Annotated in this window: 18 protein-coding genes; 17 read left to right on the top strand and 1 reads right to left on the bottom strand. The window is 61.8% G+C overall.

What is annotated here, in order from left to right:
• Window positions 1-30 precede the first annotated feature (30 nt).
• From virB5 to AC3B6A_RS14905, 17 genes are all read left to right on the top strand, one after another.
• The gene (gene virB5, locus AC3B6A_RS14825; RefSeq protein WP_488397970.1) at window positions 31-684 is read left to right on the top strand and encodes a P-type DNA transfer protein VirB5; all 654 of its coding nucleotides are present in this window, start codon (window positions 31-33) and stop codon (window positions 682-684) included.
• Window positions 685-700: 16 nt separating this feature from the next.
• Window positions 701-1,045: a hypothetical protein gene (locus tag AC3B6A_RS14830; RefSeq protein WP_488397971.1), complete on the top strand. Its 345-nt coding sequence runs from the start codon at window positions 701-703 to the stop codon at window positions 1,043-1,045.
• A gap of 9 nt (window positions 1,046-1,054) precedes the next feature.
• On the top strand, window positions 1,055-2,014 hold the full coding sequence (locus tag AC3B6A_RS14835) for a TrbL/VirB6 family protein (RefSeq protein ID WP_488397972.1): 960 nt from the start codon (window positions 1,055-1,057) through the stop codon (window positions 2,012-2,014).
• Window positions 2,015-2,245: 231 nt separating this feature from the next.
• Complete coding sequence (locus tag AC3B6A_RS14840; protein ID WP_488397973.1) at window positions 2,246-3,040, top strand: VirB8 family type IV secretion system protein; 795 nt, start codon at window positions 2,246-2,248, stop codon at window positions 3,038-3,040.
• 5 nt (window positions 3,041-3,045) lie between these two features.
• Entirely contained in the window at window positions 3,046-3,846 is an 801-nt protein-coding gene (locus tag AC3B6A_RS14845) for a TrbG/VirB9 family P-type conjugative transfer protein (RefSeq protein ID WP_488403605.1), read from the top strand.
• Window positions 3,830-5,080 carry a TraB/TrbI/VirB10 family type IV secretion system protein gene (locus tag AC3B6A_RS14850; RefSeq protein ID WP_488397974.1) on the top strand — a complete coding sequence of 417 codons (1,251 nt, stop codon included), beginning with the start codon at window positions 3,830-3,832 and terminating at the stop codon, window positions 5,078-5,080. The genes AC3B6A_RS14845 and AC3B6A_RS14850 overlap by 17 nt, the downstream gene beginning before the upstream one ends.
• 8 nt (window positions 5,081-5,088) lie before the next feature.
• The gene (virB11, locus tag AC3B6A_RS14855; RefSeq protein WP_488397975.1) at window positions 5,089-6,126 is read left to right on the top strand and encodes a P-type DNA transfer ATPase VirB11; all 1,038 of its coding nucleotides are present in this window, start codon (window positions 5,089-5,091) and stop codon (window positions 6,124-6,126) included.
• On the top strand, window positions 6,123-6,293 hold the full coding sequence (locus AC3B6A_RS14860) for a hypothetical protein (protein ID WP_488397976.1): 171 nt from the start codon (window positions 6,123-6,125) through the stop codon (window positions 6,291-6,293). Before virB11 ends, AC3B6A_RS14860 begins: the two co-directional genes overlap by 4 nt.
• 69 nt (window positions 6,294-6,362) lie before the next feature.
• The gene (locus AC3B6A_RS14865) at window positions 6,363-6,626 is read left to right on the top strand and encodes a hypothetical protein (RefSeq protein WP_488397977.1); all 264 of its coding nucleotides are present in this window, start codon (window positions 6,363-6,365) and stop codon (window positions 6,624-6,626) included.
• Between the two features lie 4 nt (window positions 6,627-6,630).
• Window positions 6,631-7,170: a hypothetical protein gene (locus AC3B6A_RS14870; protein WP_488397978.1), complete on the top strand. Its 540-nt coding sequence runs from the start codon at window positions 6,631-6,633 to the stop codon at window positions 7,168-7,170.
• An 83-nt stretch (window positions 7,171-7,253) separates the two neighbouring features.
• Window positions 7,254-7,649, top strand: a complete 396-nt coding sequence (locus AC3B6A_RS14875; protein WP_488397979.1) for a hypothetical protein — start codon at window positions 7,254-7,256, stop codon at window positions 7,647-7,649.
• Window positions 7,612-9,159 carry a type IV secretory system conjugative DNA transfer family protein gene (locus AC3B6A_RS14880; protein WP_488397980.1) on the top strand — a complete coding sequence of 516 codons (1,548 nt, stop codon included), beginning with the start codon at window positions 7,612-7,614 and terminating at the stop codon, window positions 9,157-9,159. Before AC3B6A_RS14875 ends, AC3B6A_RS14880 begins: the two co-directional genes overlap by 38 nt.
• A 131-nt stretch (window positions 9,160-9,290) precedes the next feature.
• Window positions 9,291-9,593: a TrbM/KikA/MpfK family conjugal transfer protein gene (locus tag AC3B6A_RS14885; protein ID WP_488397981.1), complete on the top strand. Its 303-nt coding sequence runs from the start codon at window positions 9,291-9,293 to the stop codon at window positions 9,591-9,593.
• A 124-nt stretch (window positions 9,594-9,717) separates the two neighbouring features.
• Window positions 9,718-11,958 (top strand): type IA DNA topoisomerase, encoded by a 2,241-nt coding sequence (locus AC3B6A_RS14890; protein WP_488397982.1) that lies wholly within the window; start codon window positions 9,718-9,720, stop codon window positions 11,956-11,958.
• A 60-nt stretch (window positions 11,959-12,018) separates the two neighbouring features.
• Window positions 12,019-12,753, top strand: a complete 735-nt coding sequence (locus AC3B6A_RS14895) for a nucleotide-binding protein (RefSeq protein WP_488397983.1) — start codon at window positions 12,019-12,021, stop codon at window positions 12,751-12,753.
• Window positions 12,754-12,762: 9 nt separating this feature from the next.
• A complete protein-coding gene (gene traM / locus AC3B6A_RS14900; RefSeq protein WP_488397984.1) occupies window positions 12,763-13,323 on the top strand; it encodes a conjugal transfer transcriptional regulator TraM in 561 nt (186 codons plus the stop codon).
• Window positions 13,316-13,699 carry a hypothetical protein gene (locus AC3B6A_RS14905; protein ID WP_488397985.1) on the top strand — a complete coding sequence of 128 codons (384 nt, stop codon included), beginning with the start codon at window positions 13,316-13,318 and terminating at the stop codon, window positions 13,697-13,699. Before traM ends, AC3B6A_RS14905 begins: the two co-directional genes overlap by 8 nt.
• 15 nt (window positions 13,700-13,714) lie before the next feature.
• Here AC3B6A_RS14905 and AC3B6A_RS14910 read toward each other — a convergent pair whose 3' ends face one another.
• Window positions 13,715-14,095, bottom strand: coding sequence for a hypothetical protein (locus AC3B6A_RS14910; protein ID WP_488397986.1), 381 nt, complete (start codon window positions 14,093-14,095; stop codon window positions 13,715-13,717).
• Window positions 14,096-14,287: the final 192 nt, after the last annotated feature.

A 14,287-nucleotide genomic window follows, 5' to 3' on the forward strand; every position in this document is an offset into this window, starting at 1 on the left:
CCACGGCATCACCCTTTGAGGTAACTCACCATGAAACACACGCTTCGCGTGCTGGCCCTCGCCAGCGCGGCGCTCTGTGCTGCGCCAACGACTCATGCCACGGGCATTCCAACCGTGGATGCCGCGAACCTGGCGCAGATGCTCCTCGATGCTCAGGCACAGGCACAGCAAGCCCTCGACGCTCTGAACACCGCCAAGGACGGTATTGCCCAGGCCAAGGCGCAGTACGAGCACTACAAGAGCATCGCGACGGGTAACGACAACCTGGGCGATTTCCTCGACGACCCTTCCCTGAATCGCCTACTCCCCATGGGGGATTGGTCGGAAATGTACGACGACGTGAAGGACATCGCCGGACTGCGCGAAAAGTACGGTCTTACATCCAAGGATAAGGGTGTTCAGACAAAGTTCGACGACTTGCTGGCTGTCGTGGGAGCGCTGGAGACCAACTACAACGCGAGCACCGAGCGAGTGAAGAGTGCCGAGAAGCTTCGGCAAAAGCTCAATGAAGTCGAAACCCCGCAGCAGAAAGAAGACTTGAACCTGCGTTATCAGCAGGAGTTTCTCGAACTGCAAAACCAGCAGTTGCGACTGGTCAATATGAAAATGCTTTCCGAAGAGAAGCTAAATATTGAAAACCAACGCGCCGCTCAAGACTTCAGAGACAAAATGGACGCGAACTAAACCCAACGGGAACCTTATGAAAAACATACGCAATATCATCCTCCCCGCCATCGCACTAACAGCAGCATTGATCCAAGGCTGCAACTCGGGCAGCGCCGAAAAATTCAATGGTGACTGGGTACAAGTTTTGGAAGGAAAGGGTAAGCCAGACAAAATTTCCATCGCCTGCGAAACCAACACATGCGAATGGAAATATTACAGCGGATTCTCTGCATACATGAATGGAGATTACAGCAATCCTCATATCGAGCACTTAATCATGACAGATGGAAAGCTAGACCTTGGAATGGCAGGAACGGCCAGCATTCAAGATGGAAAGCTCTATTTTGGCGGAATGGTTTTTATCCAAAATAAAACATAGGTGGATCGCATGACACTTAACATCCCGCCCATTGCAGCACCGCTGTTTGAGTCCATAGATACAGCGTTGAACAGCACCTTGGCCACTGGCACGACCCAGGTGATCGCAGGACTGGGACTCCTGTACGGGGCATTTTGGGTTCTTCAGTTCACAGTCAAAACCCTGGTCTGGTATTGGCAAGGGCTGACGGTCATTATTCAGGATATAGTTTTCTCAACCTTGAAAATGGCAGCCATTGTGTCGTGTGCCTTCAACGTCGGCTGGTACATCAGCACAGTAGTCCCGTTCGTTAATGGCTTCCCAGCCTGGGTTGCGCACACTCTCTCGAACGCGGACGGGTCGCAGGTAAACCAAGTTGACGGGGCCATTGGGCAGTTCGCACAAATCGTTGCTGACTTTATTGCGATCGCAAAATTCAACCCCTTCAGCTCCGGCGTCAGCTTCGATGTGGCGCTTCAATCATTTGTCGGCCTAGCATTCATTGTTTTCGGAGGAATTCCATTCTTATCGATAGCCGTCGCCACTCTGATAACCCTAAAGGTAGCCACAACAATCCTGCTTGTACTGGGCCCCTTGTTCATCGCTTTCCTGCTATACGATCAAACCAGGCAGTGGTTCTATGGCTGGCTGTCTACTCTCGCAGGCTTCATACTGACGCAAATCATGTTCTCAGTCGTTTTAGCCATTGAACTTAACTACATCAGGCAAAACATATTCAGCGTAGATCCTGGCAACACCCCGGCAGGCTGGGGACGGACAATCTCCATATTGCTCATCTTTACAGCATTCACCTATCTCGCCACGGAGCTTCCGAACTATGCCGCGTCAATAATGGGCGGAGCTTCTACTCAGGCCTCAGGAATGAAAGGGGTACTGGGAAAGGCGTCAGGTATTTCCACTGCGAGAAAATTAGGAGGCAGGGTCGCACGGGGCTTTGGCCGCCTGCTCAACCCCAACAGAATCAGCTGATCCCCCTCGGCGTTCTTCGCCAGTCGCACCCTCCTCCGCTCCAGCGCCGCAAGGCGCTTCTCTCTGACTTCTTATAGGTAACTGACATGTGCAAGCCCACGCTCGTGGGCGTGCTGCTTTGTGCTGCCTGGCTTTCAGGCTGCAGCAGCTCGCCGCCGCAACTCAAGCAACCCTCCGGCCCCTGGGTCGAGGCCAATCCGTCGTATTTCCACGCCAAGCAGGAGGTCTGCGATGTTCCTTCGAAAAAATAGATCGAGCCCGAGCAAGGAGGCTGTGCTCGAAGCGGAGCACGCCGTCGCGCTGGCGGGTAATGGCTTGATGACCTCCGAGCAATCGCTGTCGGTCCAGGCGTTCCTTGAGGCGGCGCGGAAGTTCGAGAAGTCCGAAGCGGACGGAGAGCGGCGCAAGGCAACGGTATGGCGGCGGATCGCGTTGTTCAGCATGGTGCTGGCGTTCATGGGCGTGGCGGCCGTGCTGGGCCTGACGCCACTGAAGCAGGTCATGCCTTACGTGATCCGGGTGGATAACAACACCGGCTACACGGACCTGGTGCCGTCCCTGCAGGACGCTCCGGATCCTGAGCGGATCGAGGACGAAATGTGGATCAGCACCTATGTGAAGTTCCGCGAGCAGTACAACTTCGCTGACCAGAAGCCGCGCTATGACGCGGTGAGGCTGTTCTCGTACGACCCGACCTTCGGTGAGTACAAGAACTTCCAGCTGTCGAGCAAGGGCTACGCCCAGGTCCTGGGCGACTCACAGCAGCTGCGCGTGACGATCAACAACATCGTGTTCCTGCCCGGCTCGCCCGGCGCCAGTTCGCCTTATCGCACCGCCCAGGTGCGCTACACGAAGACTCCGCTGGATAGCCGCGGCGAGCCGGTGAAGAGCCTGGAGCCGACGACGTGGCTGGTCAGCCTGAGCTTTGACTACAACAACCCGCCGAAAACCCGCGAGCAGCGCTGGATGAACCCGAAGGGCTTCGGGGTGGCGGCGTATTCGCAAGCACAGGAGGTCAGCCAGTGAAGTCGATGAACATGTTGTTGGCCATCTGCGTGGCCAGCGCCTCGATGCTCCTGGCGCCCGTTGCCGGCGCCGAGAGCATGGGGCTGGGTAGCGCGGCGGATTCGCGAATCCAGACGGCCCGGTACAGCCCCGACGATGTTTACCGGATTCAGGCGGTCGTTGGTCGTACGACCCTGGTGCAGCTGCAGGGCGATGGTGAGTCGGTGAACGATGAGCAGGGCCTGATGATCAGTGGCGATCCCTCGGCCTGGTCGCTGGGGGTGAACCAGAACGGGAACCTCATCGCCATCAAGCCGACCACCGATCAGGAGCCGAACACCAACCTGATCATCAGCACCAACCGCCGGACGTACGTCCTGGAGTTGAAGCTGGTGAAAAAGCCAGCGGTTCCGACCTACCTGCTGCGCTTCGAGTACCCCGTGGCCAGGAAGGATGCGATCGCGACCCGGAGCTTCAACGACAACCCCTGCTCCTGCGGGCGGCGCAATACCGCATACCAGAAGCGCGGGGATCTGGCGCTGTCGCCGACCGAGGTCTGGGACAACGGGACCTTCACCTGCTTCCGCTTTGCCGCGAGTACTCCGCGCCCGGTGCTGTACCAGGTGCTCCCAGACAGCACCGAGACGCTGGCCAACATCCGCCCGGTGGGCAATGTGCTGGTCGTGCATGGCGTGAGCCAGGAGTTCCGGCTGCGGCTCAATGACCAGGTGCTGGCCCTGCAGACCCGCCAGATCGGCGCGTCCTACAACTACAACGGCACGACGACCGGCGAGTATCGGGAGGTGAAACGTGCAGAATCCAAATGACGCCGGCACGCCGGTCGATGCCGGGGATGTCCCCGACAGCACGCTGGCCCGCGGGGCTTTCGATCTGCGGGCCAAGCGCTCCGGGCAGCCGGGCAAGGGCCGCATGATCCTCCTGTGCATCGCCGGAGTCCTGGTGTTCCTGACGCTGGCGGTGGGTGGGATCATGGCCATCCTTCACACCCGGCCGAAGTCCGAGCAGGTGGATGAGTCCACGGCCTTCGCGGACCCGGCGCTGCAGCACAAGGTCACGGACGACGACACCTACGCCCGGGTGCTGCAGAAGAAACGCCTGGAGATGGAGGCGGCTGAAGAGCAGGCAAGGCAGGAGAAGCTGGCCAAGGAGAAGGAAGCCGAGAAGCCGGCCACGCCGCCGGCGGAGACATCTAGGGGCGCGATCACCTCGGCGACAACGGCCAATGCCAAGAGATCCGGCCGGTCGAAGGAAGAACCGCTGACGCCGAACCAGCGCCGGCTGGCTGGCGGCGTGGTGTTGAAAGCCTCCGGCGGGGACCACGCATCCGGGGCTGCGAGTGGTCAGGGGCGCCGCAAGCCGGAGGACGAGGAGGACAAGCCGGCGAAAGGTGGCGAGGACTCCCAGCTGAACAGCCTCGGCGGTACCCGCTTCGCCAGCACCAAGGCCAAGCTCGCCCCCGACGGCACCTACCTGCTGGCCCACAACACCTACGCACGCTGCGCGCTGTACACGGAGATCGTCACAGATAACCCGGCGCTGATCGAATGCCGCCTGACGGATCCGCTGTACTCGGCCAACGGCAAGACGGTGCTGGCCGAGGCCGGGGCGCGTTTGTTCGGCGAGCAGCGCGCCAAGGTCTCCCAGGGCCAGCAGCGGGTGTTCACGGCGTGGACGGAGATGGAGGCGAACAACGGTTCCGACCGCCCTGTCCGTGTGCGGCTGGACAGCCTCGGCGCGGGCCCGATGGGGGCCAGCGGGACCCAGGCCTGGATCGACAACCACTGGGGCGAGCGCGTCGGTGGTGCGTTGATGCTGTCGCTGTTCCAGGACGTGATGGCGGGCATCTCGAACAAGGCCTCGCAGGGCAACCAGGACGGCTTCACGGTGAACAACACCACGGACAGCTCCGAGAGCATGGGCGAGAAGGTGCTGGACAACACGGTGAACATCCCGCCGACGGCCTACATCCTGCCGGGCACGGTGCTGACGGTGATCGTCGCCCGCGACATCGATTTCTCGACTGTCTATCAGAACCGCTGAGGTACGACATGGAGCAATTACACGCATCAGGCCTGGCGTCTGACACGCTGTTGCGCGACCGCCTCCTGCAGGCGGGTGTGACACAGCGCCTGGCCCGTCCCGGGGTGACGGAGGTGGCAATCAATCGCCCCGGGGAGATCTGGACGGACTCTGCAGAAGGCTGGCAGCGCGAAGAGGCGGCCTTCCTGACCGAGGCCGCCTGCCAGGCGCTGTATACGGCCATGGGCACCTACGCGAACCGGCCGCTGACGCCGGATACGCCGATCCAGACGCTGGAGCTTCCCGATGGGGAGCGGGCGCTGGTGGTGGTGCCGCCGGCCTGCGAACGGGGGACGTACTCCTTCACGATCCGCAAGCCGTCGCTGGATCGCTTCACCCTGGAGCAGTACGTCCAGGGTGGGCGTTTCTCGCAGGCGCGGGCGGTGGCCACCTCGACTGTCGGGCTGGCTGACTGGCAGACCCGCCTGCAGGAGGCGCACACGGCCCAGGACTGGGAGACGTTTTTCCGGCTCGCCATCGAGCACCGCCAGAACATCATCATTTTCGGCGGGCCGGGCTCGGGCAAGACGACCTACGCCAAGGCATTGATCGATCTCTTCCCGGCCTGCCGGCGGCTGATCACGATCGAGGAGATCAACGAGCTGCAGCTGCCGCTGCATCCGAACCATGTCCACCTGCTGTACGGGGGGAAGGTCCGGCCGAAGGAGCTGGTGGCGGCGACGTTGCGGATGAAGCCGGATCACCTGTTCCTGGCGGAACTGACAGGCGATGAGGCCTGGCACTTCATGGAGATCCTCAACACCGGCAACCCGGGCACCGTGACCACGGCGCACGCGAACGACAGCCTGTCGGGCTTCGCCCGTATCGCCGGCCTGATCAAGCAGTCGGTGGTGGGCCAGGGCCTGGAGATGGATTACATCCAGCGCGAGGTCCGGACCTCCTTCGATGTCGTGGTGTACATGGAGCGCAAGCAGATCCTGGAGGTGCACTACGAGCCCGAGGCGAAGCTGGCGTTGCTCAACAGCAAGAGCGGGAGGGGCGCATGAAGGTCGTGCTGATCTGCCTCGGTGTGTTCCTGCTGCTCATGATCGTGATGGGGATCCTGGTCGCGGTTTCGATCAAGAACGCCGCGGCCCGCAACCTCCACGGCAATGCCCGTTTCGCCAACAACCGCGAGCTGCAGGCCTACGAGTATCGCGGCGACTACGACTGAGCTTTCCCCTCCTCTCATTTTCGCGCCCGCGAAAAATCCACCGCCGCCATGTCGGCAAGGAATCCAACCATGAACCCTCAGAACGCCAGGGCCAGGGCCCTTGAGCGCGGGTACGGCTATGCCTTCGAGCTGGGTTTCGATGGTGTGGCGTACCTGTCCAACGACTCCGCCCTGCGGGAGTTTCATCGTCACTACGCACGCTCCGACTCGGAGGCGCGGCGCTTCTACGATCAGGGCGCCGCCCAGGCTCACGCGGAACGTGTTCAGTTGGGTATGTCCCCGGAACGCTTCAGGGACTACCAACTGGAGCGCGCCGAGCAGGATGGGGAGTAGGCCGATGCTCGTGACGACGAGACACCACCACGCGCAGATGGCGCAGCTCAGCGCGACGATCGAAGGCCAGGCCCGGGACATTGCCGCGCTGGGCTCGCGCCTGGCCGAAGCTGAAAAGACCCGGCACCGGCTGGTCGAGGAGTTTCGCTACGTGCTGGAAATTGCGGCCGTCGAGCTCGGCAGGACGGACAGCGAGCGGTCAAGACAGCTGCATCGAATCGGCCACTGCCTCCCCTACCTGCTGAGCAACAGCCGCCAGTGGCCCGCTGATGGGCGCCCGTGCCCGTATGCCTCACGGGAGGTGCGCAGCCTGGCCTACGCCATCGCGCAGCAGCACGGCTTTTCCCTGCCCGATGGGCCGGTGGAGGCGGTGCTGGCCTTTCTGGACATCGCCAGGGGCCTGCTGTGCCCTTCGACCGCAGCCACGACCGGCAGGTGGCTTCGGTACAGGCACCCGCTGCTCCGCACAACGGAGATCAACCATGACCAACAATCGGAGGTGCTGAATGGCGAAGCAGAAGCCAGTCCCGCAGTACAGCCCTGACAACCCGCAAAAACGGATCGACCGCTACCCCGGCATCCTGATCGGCCGGCATCCAAGCACCTGCTTGAGTCGGAGGGCATCTGATGAACACTGAAATTCTTCGCGAGTTCCTGCGACTGCTGGTGCAGCAGCGTCTCTCCGACTTCTCACTGAGCCGAAGTGCGGAACACCATGCCTATGCGGCTTTTGGGGCGCTGCGTGGTTTCATCTATGCGCTCGAAGCTGCTGGGCTTATCAGTGGCGAAGATAAAACACGGATGTGGCTGCTTGTGCTTAGCGCGTCGGAGAACGCTGGCAAGCCTTTCCCGGATGCCTGCAATGCGGGCCCGCGCATTTATCTGTGGGACCTCCGCATGCGCCGCCAACAAGCTCGGGAGGTAGCTGTCGATGCTTCTGTCGAAGTACCTGCGCCCGATGACGACCTGACCACGGAGGTGCTGAATGGCGAAGCAGAAGCCAGTCCCGCAGTACAGCCCTGACAACCCGCAAAAACGGATCGATCGCTACCCCGGCATCCTGATCGGTCGGCACCCGCGCAAGCACACTTTCCTGTGCAGCTATGGGCAGACCTTCGTGTTGCTGGCGGCGCCGCCGGCCAGCGGGAAGGGGGTGGGCATCGTCATCCCCAACCTGTTGAGCTACCCCGACTCGGTCATCGTGAACGATCCGAAGTTCGAGAACTTCGAGACCACGGCGGGCTTCCGGGCGGCGGCAGGGCACAAGGTCTACCGCTTCTCGCCGGAGCTGCTGCAGACCCATCGCTGGAATCCGCTCAGCGTGATCAGCCGCGATCCGAACTTCCGCCTGGGCGAGATCCGCACCATGGCGCGGGTGCTGTTCGTGTCGGACAACCCGAAGAACCAGGAGTGGTACAACAAGGCCGCGGATGTCTTCGTCGCGCTGGTGCTGTACCTGATGGAAACGCCGGAGCTGCCTTGCACCCTGCCGCAGCTGTACGAGTTCGCGGCCCTGGGCACCGGCATTGGCACCTGGGCGCTGCAGGTGCTGTCCGAGCGTCAGGCCGGCGGCCGGCCGCTGTCGGACGAGTGTTTCCGCGAGCTGAACGGGGTCTACGAGTCGTCGAAGAACACCAGCTCGGGCTGGTCGACCACCATCGACATCCTCCGTGGGGTGTTCAGCATGTACGGCGAGAGAACGGTGGCCTGGGCGCTCTCGGGGGATGACATCGATTTTTCCAGGGCCCGGGAAGAACGCATGACGGTGTATTTCTGCTGCACCAACGATGCGCTGCAGAAGTTCGCACCCCTGATGAACCTGTTTTTCTCGCAGGCGATCAAGGTCAACTCGAAGACGCTGCCCGAGCAGGGCGGGCATTGCCCGGACGGCACGCTGCGCCTGAAGTACCAGCTGCTGTTCCTGATCGACGAGCTGGCGGTGATGGGCCGGATGGAGGTGATGGAGACTGCGCCAGCGCTCACCCGCGGTGCGGGGCTGCGCTTCCTGCTGATCTTCCAGGACAAGGACCAGATCCGCTCGGAACGGGTGTACGGGCGCGAGACGGCGGACGGCATCATGAAGGCCTTCCACATCGAGATCGTGTATGCGCCGGGTGATCCCAAGCTGGCCAAGGAGTACAGCGACCGCCTCGGCAACACCACGATGCGGGTGATGAACGAGTCGTTCAACAAGGGCAAGCATGGCAGTCGCACGCGCAGCTGGAGCCTGCAGCCGCGGCCGCTGATGCTCCCGCAGGAAGTCGCCGAGATGCGCTATGACCAGGAGCTGATCTTCATCGGCGGTACGCGGGACTCGGCGCCGCTGAAGGTGAAGGCCCGCAAGATCTTCTACTACGAGGACCCGGCCCTGAAATCGCGGGCAAACCTCCCTCCTCCGCCGGTGCCGGTCGCCGATGAGTCGATGCTCCAGGGCATGACCGTCCCGGTCCGGCTGGGCGCCAAGGCCGTTTCCATCCAGGCACCGCACAGCGAGGTCATCACCGAAGAAATGGAGCGAAGAAAGAACCACTGATCCCTGCAATTTCCCCCTCTGCGTCACTTCTGATTCCCAACCGACCCCAGCACTGACCGCTGCATCGCGCACCTGCGAGGCCCGCCCGTGCTCGCTCGCTGTTTGGGGGCGTACCTGAAAGGAGAAAACCCATGATCAAGAAGGTGGTAGCGGCAGCGACCCTCTCGCTGCTCTGTGCTGCGTCGATGCCCGCGATAGCCGGCGACCCGTGCAAGCCCGTGCTCTGCATGTGGGGCAAGCTGATGGGGGCCAGCGGCGGCAGCGAGTGCTCCGGGGCGATCGCCGATTTCTTCGGCATCCAGGTCTGGAAGCACGGCAAGTTCAAGGCCAGTGACACCAGCAAGGCGCGCGAGAAGTTCCTCGGACAATGTCCTACGGACATGCCCCAGCAGAAGCAGATCATCAAGAAGTTCGGTCGCCTGCTGCGCGGCTGATCCCTCCCCTCCCTCACTCATCAATTCCCTCGAAACACCTCGCCTGGCCGATCACGGCGCCCTTTCGGGTTCGTCGCGGAGGTACCTGCGTGCGTGTTTCCCGGGGGGCATCTGGAGACACCCCATGCGATTGTTCATAGCGGAGAAGCCCCAACTCGGCGCGGTGATAGCCGAGGCCCTGGGCGGCGGTACCCGGAAAGGCGGTTACATCGACTGCGGCGGCGACATCGTGACCTGGTGCATCGGCCACCTGCTGGAGCTGGCCCCGCCCGAGGTTCACAACCCCGACTACGCCAGGTGGCGGGCCGAGGACCTGCCGCTGCAGATCCGGCCGGTGCAGTACCAGCCGATCGAGCGCACGGCGGACCAGCTGGCCGTGGTCGGCGAGCTGATCGGCAAGGCCTCGGCCATCGTCCATGCCGGCGACCCGGACGAGGAAGGTCAGTTGCTGGTGGACGAGGTGCTGGAGTACTTCGGCAACCGCCACCCGGTGATGCGCGTCCTGATCAACGACCTGAACACCAAGGCGGCGCAGAAGGCCCTGGGCGAACTGCGCGACAACCGCGAGTTCCAGGGGCTGTACCAGCGGGCCCTGGCGCGCAGCATTGCCGACCAGCTGTACGGCTTCAACATGACCCGCGCCTACAGCCTGGCGGCCTCGGCCAAGGGCATGAAGGGAGTGCTGTCCGTGGGCCGCGTGCAGACGCCGATCCTCGGCCTGATCGTGAACCGCTACCTGGCCAACAAGAACCACAAGGAAGCCTTCTTCCACACCCTGACCGCCAGCATGGCCATGGGCGGCGACCCGCTCCGGAGCCGGCTGGACCTGAAGTACCTGGCGAAGACGCCGCCGGCGAGTGTGGATCCCCTCCCCTCGCTGGACGACAAGGGGCGGATCAGCGACGAGGCCTTTGCGCTGCGCGTCATCGAGGCCTGCACCGGCCAGGCCGCGCACGTGGTCAGCGCGTCCGTCGTCGAGAAGGAGACGCCGGCACCGTTGCCGTTCGCGCTGCTGGACCTGCAGGGCATGGCCAGCGATGAGTTGGGCCTGAGCGCCCAGGCCACCCTGGAGATCACCCAGGAGCTGCGCGAGAAGTACAAGGCGATCACCTACAACCGCTCCGACTGCGGCTACATGAGCACGGAGCAGTTCGGGCAGGCGCCGGAGACGATCGCGTTGCTGGCGGATGCCTTTACGGGAACTGCCGCGGCCGGCTGGTTCGCCGACCTCGACACCGGCCGCAAGAGCCGCGCGGTGGACGACAGCAAGGTCACGGCGCACACCGCGATCATCCCAACCCCGGTCAAGCTCGACCTCTCGCAGATGAGCAAGAACGAGCGGGCCGTCTATGAGCTGATCGTCCGGCAGTACGTCATCCAGTTCCTGCCGCCCAAGCGTTTCGATGCCGCGGCGGTGGTGTTCGAGGTGGCCGGCTACCGCTTCAACAGCAACGCCACCCAGTTGCGTGATCCGGGGTGGTCCGCACTGGTGAAGGACACCACCACACAGGACGCGGAGACCGACGAGGAGCCGGCCAGCGATGCCGTGCCGGCTGGCACGTTCGAGCACCTGCAGGCGCTGGTCGAGGGCCAGGCCGGCAAGTGCCAGAAGGTCGAGGCCGAGCGGAAGAAGACCAAGCCGCTGCCGCTGTACACCGAGAAGACGCTGCTGGAAGACCTGCGGCGCGTGGCCAGGTACATCAAGGATCCGGCGCTGCGGGCCCTGCTGCTGGACCGCGACGACGGCAAGCAACAGGAGCACGGCGGTATCGGCACGCCGGCCACCCGCGCGGCGATGCTGGAGACCCTGCAGAAGCGCAACTTCTACACCGTCGAGAGCAAGAAGCTGGTCCCTACCCCGCTGGGCATCAGCTTCGTCCAGTTGCTGCCGGCGATCGCGACGACGCCGGACATGACCGCGCTGTGGCATGAGCAGCAGAAGAAGATCGAGGCAGGTGAACTCTCCGTGGATGCCTTTCTCGACGAGCTGGAGAAGTTCATTGCGCACCAGGTGGCCCACGTCGAGCTGGGCGACATCCAGTTCCAGCGCGAAGGCGCCGCGGCAGCGCTGGCGTTGAAATGCCCGGGCTGCGCCGGCGAGCTGCTGAAGACACCGAAGGTCATCGCCTGCAAGGGCTGCAGCTTCCGGCTCTATCCGGTGGTGGCGGAAAAGACGCTCACCGATGGCCAGCTGGAGCAGCTGCTGGCCAAGGGCAGGACCGGAGTCATCAAGGGCTTCAAGAGCCGGTCCGGAAGCGCCTTCGAGGCCCTGCTGGTGCTGGATAAGGCGACCGGAAAGGTCTCCTTCGAGTTCCCTCCCAAACAGCCCGCCAAGGGCACCAAGAAAACGGCCAGCAAGCGCTGATCGACTACTACCCGGCCAGGGCACAGTACCTGGCCGTCACTCCATTCGTCCGAGGTTTCCATGAACAACACCATCCACTTCATCAAGCAAGGCAAGGGCGGCATCGGCAAGTCGCTTGTCGCAACCCTGCTGGCCCAGTACTTCCGCAGCAAGACCGATCAGGTGTTCTGCTTCGACACCGACCAGGTGAACACGACGTTCGCCCACTACAAGGCGCTCAACGTCGAGCACATTCCGGTGATGAACGACTCCCTGAACATCGACGCCAAGCGTTTCGACTCCCTGGTGGAGAAGCTGTTGGGCATCGAGGGCGTGGCGGTGATCGACAACGGGGCGAACACGTTCGCTCCGTTGCTGGCCTACATGGTTGAAAACGAGGTGATCGACTTCCTGCAGGAGAACGGCAAGAAGGTCTACATCCACACCATTGTCGGCGGTGGCGATGTCCTGGGGGACACGATGAATGGCTTCAACTCGGTCGCCAACTGCCTGCCGAACACCAATCTCGTGCTCTGGATGAACGAGCACTTCGGCCAGCTGGTGACACCCGATGGCAAGCCGTTCACCGACACGAAAATCTACCAGGGGCACAAAGGCAAAGGCCGCCTGGTTGGCGAAGTGATCCTGGCTGCCCGGAATCGCCAGACCTACGGCGACGACATCCTGCGCATGAACAAGGAGCGGCTGACGATCGAGGAAGTCATGGCTTCGGACAAGTTCAGCATCATGGAGAAGCAGCGCATCCGCACTGTCGCACGCGATGTCTTCAGCCAGCTTGATGCTATCGACTTCTGAGGTGGGGCTATGGACGAGGAGGTCAAGAAACGGCTGGCTGTAGAGATTTTTGCTCAGACGGGGATTGCGGTTGATCCGCAAGACCCGGTGTTCGTCCTGGCGATGATGTGCAAGGAGCTGATCAAGGAGGACACCCAGCGCTACTTCGACATGCAGCAAGCCGTGCTCAATGCGATCCGGTCAATTCCAGGGGAATTGACCGCTTCCGTGCAGATCATTGCCGACGCCATCGAGAAGGCTGAAAACGCCTCTGAGCAGCTGGCAAAAGAGACGGTGGAGAAGGCAAAGGCAGAAGCCGGGGGCGCCATTGCCCAGTCCCTGGGCTCCTATCTTGATGCAGCCCACAAAAGCCTGACCGAACTTGACCGCCGGGCTAAGGCGGTCGGCGATTCGATTCGGGACAAGAAATCCTTTCGACTGAACTTGATTCTCGCCGGTGCGCTATTGATCTGCGCATCCGCGTTTGCTGCAGCGCTTTGGTCTCAACAGGCTGCTCTTTCGAAGGTCGAGAAGGAGAACTCATTCTATCTACGCGAACTGCAACGCCTGGAGTCCAGAAGAAATGGATAAAGCTCTTGAACTTCACGCTGTACTGCCCGAACCATCCTGGGAGGAATGGATTGCCGAGCTGGAGTTTCTGCTGAAAGCTCGAATAGTCGAAACCTCGGGCTGGGTGGAGTGTTATATCGCCGGTCTTACCCCCTCCGAAGCCATTCAATGCAGGGATGACCGCTCGATGCACGCACATGTGCTGCAGCGCCTTCCTACCTCTCCGGGGGTTTTAAACTTCAGCCCAACCCGCCCGGTACCTGAGGACCAAATTCCGCCCCCACTGATTACCTGCAGCGAGATCAAACAACTACAGGTGTTAATTCCTAAATATCGGCTCTGGGTTGAAAAACGGATGCAGACGGCCCTTACCGAAGTCAATAAAACCTACCTCTAGGGCCGCCGGATCTCATTAATCAAAGATGTCGTCCGGCGGGGTTGGATTATGGACTGCTCGTGCTGTACCAGGCCGTTGCATGGTGGAGGCTGGCTGTACTGCCGGCCTTGAAACTGCAGGTGGCGTTTTCTGTCCTGCAGCTTGAGCAGTTCCTGAACTGGCTTTCGATGTTGTTTCGCGCTTGCGCAGGCGATACAGGGCTTTCTCGAAGGCACTGAACGTCATGTCGATGCCCTCAGCTTGCAATGCCTCATGAATGGCCTTGCGACTGACTCCAGCTGCGATTGCCTTCTCTACATCCTGGAGCACGTCGCGGAGTCGAGACGTGGCAGAACGGCTGCTATGCGACTTCGCCATTTCCTGCAGCCTGATTGCGATATCTGTGGTTCTGTCCATTTCCTGTCACCCCATGGCGCTTTATTGCCCTGAACAAGGCGTGTGCTTGTCCTGTAATTGTCCTGTGATGACCTGTAGCTGTCCAGTTCTGTCCTAAAAGTGTCCTGTACCTGCCATATTCCTTTCCTGTGGTGCACGGCTGGGCTTTTTATAGAGGCACGTGACCGATTGTATACGGGGGCTGCGCTTATC

It is taken from the genome of Pseudomonas sp. B12(2026), from assembly GCF_057767015.1.

What these genes read in the sequence shown, in the direction of transcription:
- AC3B6A_RS14830 (WP_488397971.1), top strand. Translation starts at nt 701, where the DNA reads ATGAAAAACATACGCAATATCATCCTCCCCGCCATCGCACTAACAGCA.
- AC3B6A_RS14905 (WP_488397985.1), top strand. Translation starts at nt 13,316, where the DNA reads ATGGATAAAGCTCTTGAACTTCACGCTGTACTGCCCGAACCATCCTGG.
- AC3B6A_RS14875 (WP_488397979.1), top strand. Translation starts at nt 7,254, where the DNA reads ATGAACACTGAAATTCTTCGCGAGTTCCTGCGACTGCTGGTGCAGCAG.
- AC3B6A_RS14845 (WP_488403605.1), top strand. Translation starts at nt 3,046, where the DNA reads ATGAACATGTTGTTGGCCATCTGCGTGGCCAGCGCCTCGATGCTCCTG.
- AC3B6A_RS14835 (WP_488397972.1), top strand. Translation starts at nt 1,055, where the DNA reads ATGACACTTAACATCCCGCCCATTGCAGCACCGCTGTTTGAGTCCATA.
- AC3B6A_RS14885 (WP_488397981.1), top strand. Translation starts at nt 9,291, where the DNA reads ATGATCAAGAAGGTGGTAGCGGCAGCGACCCTCTCGCTGCTCTGTGCT.
- traM (WP_488397984.1), top strand. Translation starts at nt 12,763, where the DNA reads ATGGACGAGGAGGTCAAGAAACGGCTGGCTGTAGAGATTTTTGCTCAG.
- AC3B6A_RS14895 (WP_488397983.1), top strand. Translation starts at nt 12,019, where the DNA reads ATGAACAACACCATCCACTTCATCAAGCAAGGCAAGGGCGGCATCGGC.
- AC3B6A_RS14865 (WP_488397977.1), top strand. Translation starts at nt 6,363, where the DNA reads ATGAACCCTCAGAACGCCAGGGCCAGGGCCCTTGAGCGCGGGTACGGC.
- virB5 (WP_488397970.1), top strand. Translation starts at nt 31, where the DNA reads ATGAAACACACGCTTCGCGTGCTGGCCCTCGCCAGCGCGGCGCTCTGT.
- AC3B6A_RS14890 (WP_488397982.1), top strand. Translation starts at nt 9,718, where the DNA reads ATGCGATTGTTCATAGCGGAGAAGCCCCAACTCGGCGCGGTGATAGCC.
- AC3B6A_RS14910 (WP_488397986.1), bottom strand. Translation starts at nt 14,095, where the DNA reads ATGGACAGAACCACAGATATCGCAATCAGGCTGCAGGAAATGGCGAAG.
- virB11 (WP_488397975.1), top strand. Translation starts at nt 5,089, where the DNA reads ATGGAGCAATTACACGCATCAGGCCTGGCGTCTGACACGCTGTTGCGC.
- AC3B6A_RS14860 (WP_488397976.1), top strand. Translation starts at nt 6,123, where the DNA reads ATGAAGGTCGTGCTGATCTGCCTCGGTGTGTTCCTGCTGCTCATGATC.
- AC3B6A_RS14870 (WP_488397978.1), top strand. Translation starts at nt 6,631, where the DNA reads ATGCTCGTGACGACGAGACACCACCACGCGCAGATGGCGCAGCTCAGC.
- AC3B6A_RS14880 (WP_488397980.1), top strand. Translation starts at nt 7,612, where the DNA reads ATGGCGAAGCAGAAGCCAGTCCCGCAGTACAGCCCTGACAACCCGCAA.
- AC3B6A_RS14840 (WP_488397973.1), top strand. Translation starts at nt 2,246, where the DNA reads ATGTTCCTTCGAAAAAATAGATCGAGCCCGAGCAAGGAGGCTGTGCTC.